General features: G+C 67.8%; 11 protein-coding genes. 6 read left to right on the forward strand and 5 right to left on the reverse strand.

The window, feature by feature from the left end; all coding sequences use genetic code 11:
* The first annotated feature begins 298 nt into the window (after nt 1-298).
* The 5 genes from hpf (at nt 299) to secA (ending at nt 6,544) form a co-directional block, all read left to right on the forward strand.
* Nucleotides 299-940: a ribosome hibernation-promoting factor, HPF/YfiA family gene (hpf, locus tag ACFWQC_RS06590; protein WP_378674799.1), complete on the forward strand. Its 642-nt coding sequence runs from the start codon at nt 299-301 to the stop codon at nt 938-940.
* Nucleotides 941-1,054: 114 nt separating this feature from the next.
* On the forward strand, nt 1,055-1,735 hold the full coding sequence (locus ACFWQC_RS06595) for a response regulator transcription factor (protein ID WP_045547972.1): 681 nt from the start codon (nt 1,055-1,057) through the stop codon (nt 1,733-1,735).
* A gap of 108 nt (nt 1,736-1,843) precedes the next feature.
* Entirely contained in the window at nt 1,844-2,314 is a 471-nt protein-coding gene (locus ACFWQC_RS06600) for a hemerythrin domain-containing protein (RefSeq protein WP_378674802.1), read from the forward strand.
* A gap of 51 nt (nt 2,315-2,365) precedes the next feature.
* The gene (locus ACFWQC_RS06605) at nt 2,366-3,577 is read left to right on the forward strand and encodes a winged helix-turn-helix domain-containing protein (RefSeq protein WP_378674805.1); all 1,212 of its coding nucleotides are present in this window, start codon (nt 2,366-2,368) and stop codon (nt 3,575-3,577) included.
* Between the two features lie 66 nt (nt 3,578-3,643).
* The gene (gene secA / locus ACFWQC_RS06610; RefSeq protein WP_378674807.1) at nt 3,644-6,544 is read left to right on the forward strand and encodes a preprotein translocase subunit SecA; all 2,901 of its coding nucleotides are present in this window, start codon (nt 3,644-3,646) and stop codon (nt 6,542-6,544) included.
* Nucleotides 6,545-6,606: 62 nt separating this feature from the next.
* On the opposite strand, the gene ACFWQC_RS06615 is transcribed toward secA, so the two are convergent.
* The 5 genes from ACFWQC_RS06615 to ACFWQC_RS06635 all read right to left on the reverse strand — a co-directional run bounded on the left by ACFWQC_RS06615 (nt 6,607) and on the right by ACFWQC_RS06635 (nt 10,635).
* Nucleotides 6,607-7,149 carry an Rv3235 family protein gene (locus tag ACFWQC_RS06615; protein WP_378674809.1) on the reverse strand — a complete coding sequence of 181 codons (543 nt, stop codon included), beginning with the start codon at nt 7,147-7,149 and terminating at the stop codon, nt 6,607-6,609.
* A gap of 111 nt (nt 7,150-7,260) precedes the next feature.
* Nucleotides 7,261-7,590: a sec-independent translocase gene (locus ACFWQC_RS06620; RefSeq protein WP_355021999.1), complete on the reverse strand. Its 330-nt coding sequence runs from the start codon at nt 7,588-7,590 to the stop codon at nt 7,261-7,263.
* An 18-nt stretch (nt 7,591-7,608) separates the two neighbouring features.
* Nucleotides 7,609-8,754: a P-loop NTPase gene (locus ACFWQC_RS06625; RefSeq protein WP_355022000.1), complete on the reverse strand. Its 1,146-nt coding sequence runs from the start codon at nt 8,752-8,754 to the stop codon at nt 7,609-7,611.
* An 11-nt stretch (nt 8,755-8,765) separates the two neighbouring features.
* Nucleotides 8,766-9,314 carry a DUF1003 domain-containing protein gene (locus ACFWQC_RS06630; RefSeq protein ID WP_378674812.1) on the reverse strand — a complete coding sequence of 183 codons (549 nt, stop codon included), beginning with the start codon at nt 9,312-9,314 and terminating at the stop codon, nt 8,766-8,768.
* On the reverse strand, nt 9,307-10,635 hold the full coding sequence (locus ACFWQC_RS06635; RefSeq protein WP_355022002.1) for a magnesium transporter MgtE N-terminal domain-containing protein: 1,329 nt from the start codon (nt 10,633-10,635) through the stop codon (nt 9,307-9,309). Before ACFWQC_RS06635 ends, ACFWQC_RS06630 begins: the two co-directional genes overlap by 8 nt.
* A gap of 189 nt (nt 10,636-10,824) precedes the next feature.
* On the opposite strand from ACFWQC_RS06635, the gene ACFWQC_RS06640 reads away from it, so the two are divergent.
* Entirely contained in the window at nt 10,825-12,222 is a 1,398-nt protein-coding gene (locus ACFWQC_RS06640) for an endonuclease/exonuclease/phosphatase family protein (protein ID WP_378674815.1), read from the forward strand.
* Nucleotides 12,223-12,269: the final 47 nt, after the last annotated feature.

The following is a 12,269-nucleotide window of genomic DNA, read 5'->3' on the forward strand; positions in this document are numbered from 1 at the left end:
ATTGCGGGCATCCGAGCGGCAAGCCGATGCCAGTCGCAGGCGAAACGGTCCACGTAACCCTGCGCACCCAGATTCTGGGGCAAGGGGATCACGGTGCGGCTTAGAGATAAGTCCTGCCTTTGCCCTCCCGTCAGATACGGGAACCAGCAAGGAGAAGGTGGAGTGGCACCAAGCTGCTAAGCCTCTGCAGGCGATTGTGGGGTCGAAGACCAGGTCGGCCGGGCGGACTCCGTACCCCGGAGGTCGCATGCGCTGACCATCCGGGAATCCGCCAACCCCGAAACACCGGGAGGTACCGATGGAAGTTGTCGTCACGGCTCGCAACGCCGAGGTCTCAGACCGCTATCGCGCTCACGTAGCAGAGAAGCTCGCGAAGCTCGAGAAGCACGACCACCGCATCATCAGGATCAACGTGGAGGTCGACAACGAGCCCAACCCGCGCCAGAACAAGGGCGCCGTGCACGTCGAGCTCACCGCATACTCGAAGGGTCCGGTCATCCGGGCCGAGGCGTGTGCCGAGGACAAGATGGGGGCGCTGGACCTGGCTGTCGACAAGATGGCTTCTCAGATGCGCCGTGCCGCCGACCGCCGCAGAGTCCACCGCGGCCGTCGTACGCCGGTATCCGTCGGACAGGCACTGGCGGGCATCGAGCCTGACGGCCTGGCCAGGACGTCCGAGTCGGAGCAGCTCGAGGACGAGACCGTACGGGAGCACCAGGTCGGTCCGATCACGGTGACGGGGGAGGGGCCCTTGGTGGTCCGGGAGAAGACGCACACCGCGGAGCCGATGACGCTCGACCAGGCCCTCTACGAGATGGAGCTGGTCGGACACGACTTCTACCTCTACATCGACAAGGACTCGATGCGGCCGGCGGTCGTCTACCGCCGGCGGGGATACGACTACGGGGTGATCGCGCTCAACCGCGCAGACCTCGTCTGACGGCTGTGACGAGCAACCGCTCGTAAGCACGTCGGCCGGGACTTATCCATCCCTCAGGTGGATGAGTCCCGGCCATTCTCTTTGTCATCATCAGTTACGTGCCATGATGCATTCGTGTCATCTACATCTGGTGCCGATCGTGAGCCGGTCCGCGTCTTGGTTGTCGACGACCAGGAGCTCTTCCGAAGGGGCCTGGTCGCGCTGCTGGCGAGCGAGCCCGGCATCGAGGTCATCGGAGAGGCGACCAACGGCATCGAAGGCACCGAGCGCGCCGCGGCTTCCGCTCCGGACGTCGTGCTGCTGGACGTACGCATGCCGAAGCAGACCGGACTGGAGGCCTGCGTCGCCATCAAGGAGGCCGTCCCTTCGGCCAACATCATCATGCTGACCGTCTCCGACGAGGAGGCCGACCTCTACGACGCGGTCAAGGCCGGCGCGATGGGCTACCTCCTCAAGGACTCCTCGATCGACCAGGTCGCCCAGGCGATCCGGGTCGTCGCCGACGGCCAGTCCCTGATCAGCCCCTCCATGGCGGTCAAGCTGATGGAGGAGTTCAAGCAGATGTCCCGGCCGGACCGCTCCCCGGTCCCCGGCCCCAAGCTCACCGACCGCGAGCTCGAGGTCCTCGGCCTGGTCGCCAAGGGCCTCAACAACCGCGAGATCGCCAAGCGGTTGTTCATCTCGGAGAACACGGTCAAGAACCACGTACGCAACATCCTGGAGAAGCTCCAGGCTCACTCGCGCATGGAGGCGGTCATGTACGCCGTGCGCCAGAAGCTCCTCAACGTCGACTAGGTCGACTAGGCTGACGCCAGCGTCGCGTGCCGGTGACAGACCGTGTCAGGCATGGAGGCGCCGGACACGAAGGAGCACGACTGATGTTGTCGTCCCCTTCGCCCTCACGTGACTGAGGGCGAGAAGACCAGGCTGATCGCCTGGAGCAACGAGATGCGCGAGGTGCACGAGCGCCTGCGCAAGGCCCTGCAGGTGACGCAGGAGGCCATCGCCGCGGGAGATCCCGCCGAGCCCGCGGCTCGTGACCTGCTGCTGTTCTGTCATGGGTTCTGCGCGGCCCTGACCGGCCATCACGAGGGCGAGGACCGGGAGCTCTTCCCGGCGATCGCCCGGTCACACCCGGAGCTGCGCGAGACGATCCGCTATCTCGAGCAGGACCACTCCATGATCGGCCACCTCCTCGGCGGCCTCCAGGCCGCCGTCGACCGGGCCGCCACTCCCGAGACTCTCGGGAAGCACCTCGAAGGCATCGCCGCGATCATGGAGTCCCACTTCCGCTTCGAGGAGCGCAAGCTGCTCGGGGTGCTGGAGACCGTGGAGCTCGAGATCGACCCAGGTAGGGTCTTCGGGCCGCTCTGAGAAGCCGGTTCCGGACGGGACTTGTCCGGAACCGGCTCTAGAGTCGGACTCGTGCCTCGCTCTCAGACACTCAGCCGCTCCCAGGCCCGCCGGATCGCGCTGGCCGCGCAGGGGTTCGCCGACAAGCCCCACACGACTCCGACGATGCGTACGTTCCAGCGCACGCTGGAGCGCACCGGCGTCCTCCAGGTCGACTCGGTCAACGTCCTGCAGCGCGCGCACTACATGCCGCTCTACAGCCGGATGGGGGCGTACGACACCGGGCTCCTGCACCGTGCCAGCAAGGGCCTCGAGAACCGCAGGATGGTCGAGTACTGGGCCCACGTGCAGGCGTTCATGCCGGTCGAGCTGTGGCCGCACATGCAGTGGCGGATGGACCACTACCGCGCCCAGAAGGGCTCGAAGTGGTGGGGGAGCGTGCCGGACGGGATGAAGGAGAAGGTGCTGGCGCTGGTGGCCGAGCAGGGAGCGCTGACCGCGCGCGAGGCGGCCAAGGTGCTCGAGGACGCCGGTCCGCAGACCAAGGACCACTGGGGCTGGAACTGGTCCGACTCCCGCAAGACCCTCGACATCCTCTACATGTTCGGCGAGCTGGCGATCTCGCACCGCAACGACCAGTTCGAGGTCGCCTACGACCTGCCCGAGCGCGTCATCCCGCGGATCCACCTCGACACGCCGACGCCGTCGAAGGAGGAGACCCACCTCGAGCTCGTCCGCCGTGCCACCCGGTCCCACGGGGTCGGCACCGCCAAGGACATCGCCGACTACTTCCGGATGCGCGTCGACGACACGACCCGCGCACTGAACCAGCTCATCGACGCAGGTGAGGTGGAGCCGGTCGCGGTCGAGGGCATCCGCAAGCAGGCGTACCTCTTCACGGGGTCCCGCCTCCCGCGGCGCATCGAGGCCCGTGCGCTGCTGAGCCCGTTCGACCCGCTGGTCTGGGAGCGGGAGCGCACCGAGGCGCTCTTCGACTTCTTCTACCGGATCGAGATCTACACGCCGGCGCCCAAGCGGATCCACGGCTACTACGTGCTGCCGTTCCTCCTCGGCGAGCACATCGTCGGCCGCGTCGACCTGAAGGCCGACCGCAAGAGCGGAACGCTCCAGGTCAAGGGTGCTTATACGGAGGAGGGCGCGCCCGTGGAGACGGCCATCGAGCTGGCAGCAGAGCTCGAACGGCTCGCCGGCTGGCTCGGCCTGAGCGCCATTGAGGTCGATCCCAAGGGCGACCTGGCACCCCTGCTTGCGCCGTTGGTGTGAGTGGGCGACCGGGAGGTGGGTAGAGTGAGCGTGCTATCTGTCTGCCGCTAGTAGGAGCCCGCCACCGTGGCAATTCTCGACAAGATCCTTCGCCTCGGCGAAGGCAAGATCCTTCGCGAGCTCGAGGCCATCTCGAAGGCCGTCAACGCGATCGAGGACGAGTTCGTCGCGATGAGCGATGACGAGCTGCGCGGGATGACCGACGAGTTCAAGCAACGCCTGGAGAACGGCGAGGACCTCGACGACATCATGGCCGAGGCGTTCGCCACGGTCCGCGAGGTCACCAAGCGCGTCCTGGGCCAGCGTCACTACGACGTGCAGATCCAGGGCGGCGCGGCGCTCCACCTCGGCAACATCGCCGAGATGAAGACCGGTGAGGGCAAGACCCAGACCGCGGTTCTCCCGGCCTACCTCAACGCGCTGGCCGGCAAGGGCGTCCACGTCGTCACGGTCAACGACTACCTCGCCAAGTTCCAGGCCGAGATGATGGGCCGCATCTACGGCTTCCTCGGCCTCACCGTCGGCGTGATCCTGCCGCAGATGACCCCGGCGCAGCGCCGCGAGGCCTACAACTGCGACATCACCTACGGCACCAACAACGAGCTCGGCTTCGACTACCTGCGCGACAACATGGCCTCCTCCATGGCCGACCTGGTTCAGCGCAGCCACTTCTTCGCGATCGTCGACGAGGTCGACTCGATCCTCATCGACGAGGCCCGCACCCCGCTGATCATCTCGGGCCCGACCGAGGACGACGTGAAGTGGTACGACGAGTTCGCCACGATCGCCAAGACGCTGACCAAGGACGTCGACTACGAGGTCGATGAGAAGAAGCGCACCATCGCCGTTCTCGAGCGAGGCATCACCCGGGTCGAGGACCACCTCGGCATCGAGAACCTCTACGAGGCGGTCAACACCCCGCTGATCTCGTTCATGAACAACTCGATCAAGGCCAAGGAGCTCTTCCGCCGCGACAAGGAGTACGTCGTCGCCAACGACGAGGTCCTGATCGTCGACGAGCACACCGGCCGCATGCTCGCCGGTCGCCGCTACAACGACGGCCTGCACCAGGCGATCGAGGCCAAGGAGGGTGTGAAGGTCCGCGAGGAGTACCAGACCCTGGCGAGCATCACCCTGCAGAACTACTTCCGCCTCTACGAGAAGCTCTCCGGCATGACCGGTACGGCCATGACCGAGGAGTCGGAGTTCGACAAGATCTACAAGCTCGGCGTGGTCCCGATCCCGACCAACAAGCCGATGATCCGCAAGGACCAGCCCGACCTCGTCTACCGGACCGAGGAGGCGAAGTACGAGGCGGTCGCCGACGACCTGGTCGAGCGCCACAAGAAGGGCCAGCCGGTGCTGGTCGGCACCGTGTCGGTGGAGAAGTCCGAATACCTCGGCAACATCCTCAAGAAGCGCGGTGTCCCGCACACCGTCCTCAACGCGAAGTACCACGCCGACGAGGCCAAGATCGTCGCGCTGGCCGGCCACAAGGGCGCGGTCACCGTCGCCACCAACATGGCCGGTCGAGGCACCGACATCATGCTCGGTGGCTCCGTCGACTTCCTGGCCGACCAAGAGCTCCGCAAGCAGGGCTTGGAGCCCACCGGCGAGACCGCCGAAGCGTACGAGCAGGCCTGGGCGCCGACCGTCGAGCGGATCAAGGAGCAGGTCGCCGCAGAGCACGAGGAGGTCACCGAGCTGGGTGGTCTCTACGTCCTCGGCACCGAGCGCCACGAGTCCCGCCGCATCGACAACCAGCTGCGTGGTCGTTCCGGCCGTCAGGGCGACCCGGGCGAGTCCCGCTTCTACCTCTCGCTGGAGGACGACCTGATGCGCCTGTTCAAGGGCGAGTGGGTCGACCGCATCCTGACCACGCTGAAGATCCCCGACGACGTGCCGATCGAGGCCAAGTCGGTGACCAAGTCGATCGCCAACGCGCAGACCCAGGTCGAGGGCCAGAACTTCGAGTCCCGCAAGAACGTCCTCAAGTACGACGACGTCATGGACCGCCAGCGCAAGGTGATCTACGCCGAGCGCCGCGAGGTGCTCGAGGGCGCCGACCTCGAGGAGCAGATCCGCACCTTCATCGACGACGTCGTCGCCGGCGTCGTCACCGGCGCGACCCAGGAGTACGCCGAGGAGTGGGACCTCGACCAGCTGTGGACCGACCTCAAGCAGATGTGGCCGGTCTCGGTCGAGCCCGAGAAGCTGATCGCGGATGCCGGCGGCAGCAAGGACGACCTCGACCGCAACGAGCTGATCGAGATCCTGAAGAAGGACGCCCAGGAGGCGTACGACCGCCGCGAGGAGGAGATCGGCTCCGAGGGCATGCGCGAGGTCGAGCGCCAGGTCGTCCTCTCTGTGCTGGACCGCAAGTGGCGCGAGCACCTCTACGAGATGGACTACCTGCGCGAGGGCATCGGGCTGCGCGCGTACTCGCAGCGTGACCCGCTGGTGGAATACCAGCGCGAGGGCTACGACATGTTCACCGCGATGATGGACGGCATCAAGGAGGCCGCGGTCGGCTACCTGTTCAACCTGGAGGTCCAGGTCGAGCAGGCGGAGCCGGAGTTCCACTACCACCCCGACGGCACCCGTCACGCTGGTCCGATGCACGAGGGCGCGCTCACCGAGCCGCCGGTCGGCGTCGGTCAGGCCGGCGGTCTCCAGGACATCTCCGCCGCCCTGAAGTCGCAGCCCGCCGCCCCCGCGTCCAGCCCCGGCACGCCCCAGATCCACGCCAAGGGCCTGCAGAAGCCTGCCACCCCCAAGCACCTGGCTTTCTCCGGCCCGGACGAGCAGGGTCAGGCCGAGGCGCAGGGCACCGTCAGCAACGCCGACGACCCCTACGCCAAGATCGGCCGCAACGAGCAGTGCCCCTGCGGCTCGGGCAAGAAGTTCAAGCAGTGTCACGGCCGCCCCGGCGGCCCGACCGGCCTCACCACCCGCGTCAACGGCTGAGGACTCTCAGCGCCTGACCGTGGAGCGCTGTACGTACCAGGTACGTACAGCGCTCCATGGGCCTATTCGTACGGTCCGAAGTTGAGGACCGTGCAGATCCAGCTCTCGCCGCTCTGCTCGAAGCGGAGGGCCATCGCGCGGTGGCCCTGGCCGAACTTGATGTTGACGGTGGCCTCGACGATGGTCTCGGTGACCATGTGGAGATGCCAGCGATAGACGCGAGGGCGGACCGGCTGGTTACGGCCCAGGCCGGGCTCGTACGCCCCGCTGCGGGCCGTGAGGGCGGCGCGGTAGCGCAGGTCGGAGACGACCTCCTTGGTCGTCCAGCGGACCAGCTGGCTCGCCGGACGGTCCCCGCCGACGACCTCCGCGATCTTCTGGGCGAACTGCGGGATCCACGCCTTCAGATGACCGCGGGCCGGGACGATGGGAATCGGCTCGGCCAGCCGGCCCTCCTCCTGCCCGTTCCGGTCCGGCTGGGGCGGGTCCAGGCGTGGCTGAAGCTCGAAGGCGAGCGTGCCCTGGACATCGGCCAGGGGCACCTCGGCAGGGCGTTGCGGATCCGGCTCCGCAGGATCAGGGTCCCGAGATGGTAGAGCGCTCATGGGCGCAAACTCCTTTCTACGCAGGCAACCTTCTCTTACCCGTTATTCGTCGTTCTAAACCGGCGAGTAACAGAAGGTTCTGCTGTGACAAAAGGAGACTGGTGGGACGGGCTATGTTGCCTGGTCGTCGTAGGGCGGCTTCTCGCCGGCCAGAAGAGGTCTGGGCGCCTTGGCGCGCGCCTCTTCCTCCTCGATGTCGGCGAGAGCTTCCTGGATCTGTCTGCTGACGATGCGACGCGGGTCGAGGTCGCGCAGCTCGAGGTCCTGGTAGGCGGGCCCGAGCTCTCCGCGCAGATCGTCTCGCGCGTTGTTGGCCAGGTTGCGCACCTGGTGGAGGAGGCGGGCGATCTGCCGTGCCATGTCGGGGATCTTGTCCGGCCCGAAGACCAGGATGGCGATCACGACGATGACGGCAAGCTCCGCGAAGCCGATGCCGAACACGGAGGTGAACCTACAGGCTCAGAGCTTGGAGGTGGGAGTGAGGCCCAGTTGCATGCCCGCGAGCCCGCGGCCGCGGCCCGAGATCGTACGCGCCACCTCGGCCAGCACCTTGGCCGACTCGGCGGTCGGGTCGGACTCGACGATCGGCTTCCCGGCGTCGCCGGCCTCGCGCAGGGTCTGCTCCAGCGGGATCTGGGCGAGCAGCGGGACCTTCGAGCCGAAGCGCTGGGAGAGGGTGTCGGCGACCCGCTGGCCACCGCCGGAGCCGAAGACCTCCATCTTGGAGCCGTCGGGCAGGACGAGCCAGGACATGTTCTCCACGACACCGACGACGCGCTGGTGCATCATCTCGGCCATCGTGCCGGCCCGCTCGGCCACCTCGGCGGCGGCCTCCTGCGGGGTGGTGACTACGACGATCTCGGCGTTGGGCAGGTGCTGGCCCAGTGAGATCGCCACGTCGCCGGTGCCCGGGGGCAGGTCGAGCAGCAGAGCGTCGAGGTCGCCCCAGTAGACGTCGGAGAGCATCTGGACCAGGGCCCGGTCGAGCATCGGTCCGCGCCAGGCGACGACCTGGTCGCGGCGCGGCTTGAGCATCCCGATCGAGATCACCGAGACGCCCGAGGCGGTCGGGACAGGCATGATCAGGTCGTCGACCTGGGTCGGCCGGGAGTCGGCCACGCCCAGCATCGCGGGCACCGAGTGGCCGTAGATGTCGGCGTCGACGATGCCGACCTTGAGACCCTGCTGGGCGAGAGCGACGGCCAGGTTGACCGTGACCGACGACTTGCCGACACCGCCCTTGCCCGAGGCGATGGCGAAGACCTTGGTGAGCGAACCCGGCTGCGCGAAGGGGATCTCCCGCTGCGCCTGACCGCCGGTGAGCCCGTTGCGCATCTCGGTGCGCTGCTCGTTGGTCATCACGCCCAGCTCGAGGTCGACGCCGGTGACGCCGTCGACCTTCTCGAGCGCCGCGGTGGTGTCGCGGTTGATGGTGTCCTTGAGCGGGCAGCCGGCGACGGTCAGCAGCACCTTGACGCTGACGAGACCTGCGTCGTCGATCGAGACGGAGTCGACCATCCCCAGCTCGGTGATGGGACGTTTGATCTCCGGGTCCTGAACGGTCGCCAGGGCTGCGTTGACACGGTCGAGAAGCGGGCTACTCACGGTATGCAAGCCTACGTCGTGCGTGGGGAGTCTCCAGCATCGCCCGAGGGCTGGTCGATCGGACCGCGGTGACGGTCACGCTCGTCGAGCTCCTCGAGGAGCAGCCGCAGCTCGGAGCGGAGGTAGTCGCGGGTGGCGACCTCGCCGAGGGCCATCCGCAGCGACGCGGTCTCGCGGGCGAGGAACTCCATGTCGGCCTTGGACTGCGAGGCGACGCGACGGTCCTGCTCGGCGATGGCCCGGTCGCGGTCCTCCTGGCGGTTCTGTGCGAGCAGGATCAGCGGTGCGGCGTACGACGCCTGCAGGCTCAGCGCCAGGGTCAGGAAGATGAACGGGAACTCGTCGAAGCGCCACTCCTTCGGAACGAGAAGGTTCCAGACGACCCAGATGACCACGACCATCGTCATCCAGGCGATGAACCGGGCGGTGCCCATGTAGCGCGCGAAGGCCTCGGCGAAGGAGCCGAAGGCGTCAGCGCGGAAGGTGGGCCGCCGGACCAGCGGGCGGCGCAGCTCCCGCGGGGTGTCGAGGCGGCCGCGGGCGGCGCGGGTGTCAGCCACGGCGAACCATCTCCGGCGTGATCACCTTGTTGGGACGGGTGTCGGGCCTGGTGTCGGGCCGCGGCTCGGTGGGCGACTCCTGGCGGGCGAGGTTCTCGCGCCAGTTCTCCGGGAGCAGGTGGTCGAGCAGGTCGTCGACCGTGACCGCGCCGGCCAGATGGCCGTTCTCGTCGACGACGGGAGCGGCGACCAGGTTGTACGTCGCCAGGTGCGCAGCGACCTGCTCGGTGCTGTCCTCGGGGCGCAGCGGCTCCAGGGACTCGTCGAGCGCGCCCGCGACCAGCGTGGACGGTGGCTCGCGCAGCAGCCGCTGGATATGGGCGATGCCGAGGAACTTGCCGGTCGGCGTCTCCAGCGGAGGGCGGCAGACGTAGACCAGGGCGGCCTGGGCCGGGGTGAGGTCGGGGTTGCGTACGAGAGCGAGCGCGTCGGCGATGGTCGCGTCGGGGCCGACGATGACCGGCTCGGGCGTCATCATCGAGCCGGCGGTGTCCTCCTCGTAGGACATGAGCCGGAGTACGTCCTTGGCGTCTTCGGGCTGCATCAGCTCGAGCAGCAGGGTGGCGGTCTCCTCGGGCAGTTCGGCGATGAGGTCGGCGGCGTCGTCGGGGGACATCTCCTCGAGCACGTCGGCGGCACGCTCGGAGTCCAGGGCCCGCACGATGGCGACCTGGTCGTCCTCGGGCAGCTCCTCGAGGACCTCGGCGAGGCGCTCGTCGTCGAGGGCGGCGACGACCTGTCGCTGGCGCTCGGGCGGGAGCTCGTGGATCATCGTCGCGGCGTCGGCCGGGCGCATGTCGTGGATCGCCTGGACGAGATGGGTCGCGGCCTGCGTGGGGGAGCGGCTGGCCAGGCCCTCGGTGTCGCTCCACTCGACCACGTGGGTCTGGCCGCGGCGGCGCAGGGCCTTGGAAGGCTCCTGGACCGCGACCCGGGAGAGCAGCCAGTCGCGGTTGCGGGCCTGCTCCATGCCGACGTCGTAGACGGTCCCGACGACGCCGGTGGGGCGGATGGTGACCTGACGGTCGAACATCTGGCCGATCACCAGGGTCTCGGTCGAACGCTGCTGGAAGCGGCGCATGTTGAGCAGTCCGGTCGTGTAGATCTGACCAGCGTCGATGCTGGTCACCCGGGTCATCGGCACGAAGATGCGCCGGCGACCGAAGACCTCGACGACCAGGCCCAGCACGCGGGGCTGCCGGGCGTCGGATCTGACCGTGACCACGAGATCTCGCACCTTGCCGACCTGCTCACCGAGCGGGTCGAAGATCGGAAGGCCGACCAGGCGTGCCGCGTAGACGCGGTTGGGCGAGGTGCTCACGGCCCAACGTTATGACATGTGTCCCAGCAGGACGGTTCGGCGCTCAGGCAGTGGCACGGAACGCAGATTCGATGAGGTATCCGAACCGTGTCGGAGCGGAAACCGGGATCTGGGTGATGCTTGTGTTACAAAAGTGGTCAATGTGACCAGCGTGATCGGTCGCTGTTGCTGCGAAAGGGGCCAGAACGGATGCGTACGCAAATCTATGCCAGGTCTCTCGGGGGGCGGATGGCCGGCGCCCTGCTCTCTGCGGGCCTCGTCCTCGCCCTCGCCGGCGGCACTCTCGTCGCCGTGCGCGACTCATCCGCTCCGGCCACCACGGACCTGGAGACCGTCGCCTACTCGCCACCGCGCTACCGGATGGTCCAGGCCAACATCAGGGCCAGCATGGGCACGGCGAGGTTCAAGAAGGACGTACGCGAGGTGGTCGGCACCTCGCCCGACTTCATCACCTACAACGAGGTGAACGGCCGCCGGAGCGCGAGTCTCGAGCCGGGGCGCTATCGCGTCTGGCGCAAGGGTGGCGACGCGTACAGGTCGGCCACGGCGGTGGCGTGGGACAACGACGAGTGGGCAGCGACCTCGAAGGGCATCCACCAGATCAGCAACAAGCGCGGCAAGCCGGCCGACCAGAAGCTGCACTGGGGCATCAGGTTCGCCAACTGGGTCACCCTCGAGAATCGGGCGACCGGCCGGAACGTCTCGGTGGTCGCGGTGCACTTCGCGCCGAAGTCCAAGTACTACGGCGACCTGGTCCGTCCCTCCGCCCGCGCGCTCAACGTTCTCGTCAAGGCGCTGGCCAGACGTGGCCCGGTGATGGTCGGCGGCGACCTGAACGTGCAGTACGAGGGCTCTCGCTACCCGAGCGACATCTTCGCCGCGCAGCACCTGACCCCGAGCTACGACGTCACCCAGCAGGCACCGGTCACGCACGGCCGGGCCTCGACCATCGACTACGTGCTGGCCCGCGGGATCGCGCGGTTCGCCACCGGCAACCAGCGCGCCTTCGGGCTCGAGTCCGACCATCACGCGGTCCGTGTCGACTTCTCACCGCTGCCCGTGACCTCCACCGAGGGCTCCGCCCGGGTCAGGTTCGGGCCGGGTGTCGTGGTCACCGACCCGGGGCTGAGTGCCGCCGATGAGCAGAGCGTGCTGCGTACGGTCCTGAAGTCGATCAACAGCACCAAGCGGGGTCAGGTCGTCCGCCTGGCCACCCGTGCGCTGAGCAACGGCAAGGTGCTCCGGGCGCTGAAGCGGGCCAAGTCGCGTGGTGCGCACGTCCAGGTCGTCACCGCGGAGCGGACCACGACCGCCGAGATGCGGTCGCTGCAGCGGGTCCTCGGCAAGGACGTCGACAAGAAGAGCTGGGCGGTGCCGCGCCCGGACGGCTACGACGGCGCCGGCCTGCGGGCGACCGTCCTGCTGATCAGCAGGACAGGTGTCACCCCGACGTTCGCCTTCGGCTCCAGCACCCAGATGTCCAACTCGGCCGGCACCGGGAAGCGATCGGGCTACGTGAGCGTCACCCAGGCGTCGTACGACAAGCTCCTCAAGCCGTTCTTCTCGGCAGTCGGACGCCGGGTCTGAGGGACGTAGGATCGCGATGTGGTGGGAGTCACCCTGTCACTGATGGT

It is taken from the genome of Nocardioides sp. NPDC058538, from assembly GCF_042719275.1.
GTDB lineage: Bacteria > Actinomycetota > Actinomycetes > Propionibacteriales > Nocardioidaceae > Nocardioides.

Bases quoted from the DNA above. Each gene is read 5' to 3' on its own strand.
- ACFWQC_RS06615 (WP_378674809.1), bottom strand. From the start codon at position 7,149: ATGAGCGCTCTACCATCTCGGGACCCTGATCCTGCGGAGCCGGATCCG.
- ACFWQC_RS06640 (WP_378674815.1), top strand. From the start codon at position 10,825: ATGCGTACGCAAATCTATGCCAGGTCTCTCGGGGGGCGGATGGCCGGC.
- hpf (WP_378674799.1), top strand. From the start codon at position 299: ATGGAAGTTGTCGTCACGGCTCGCAACGCCGAGGTCTCAGACCGCTAT.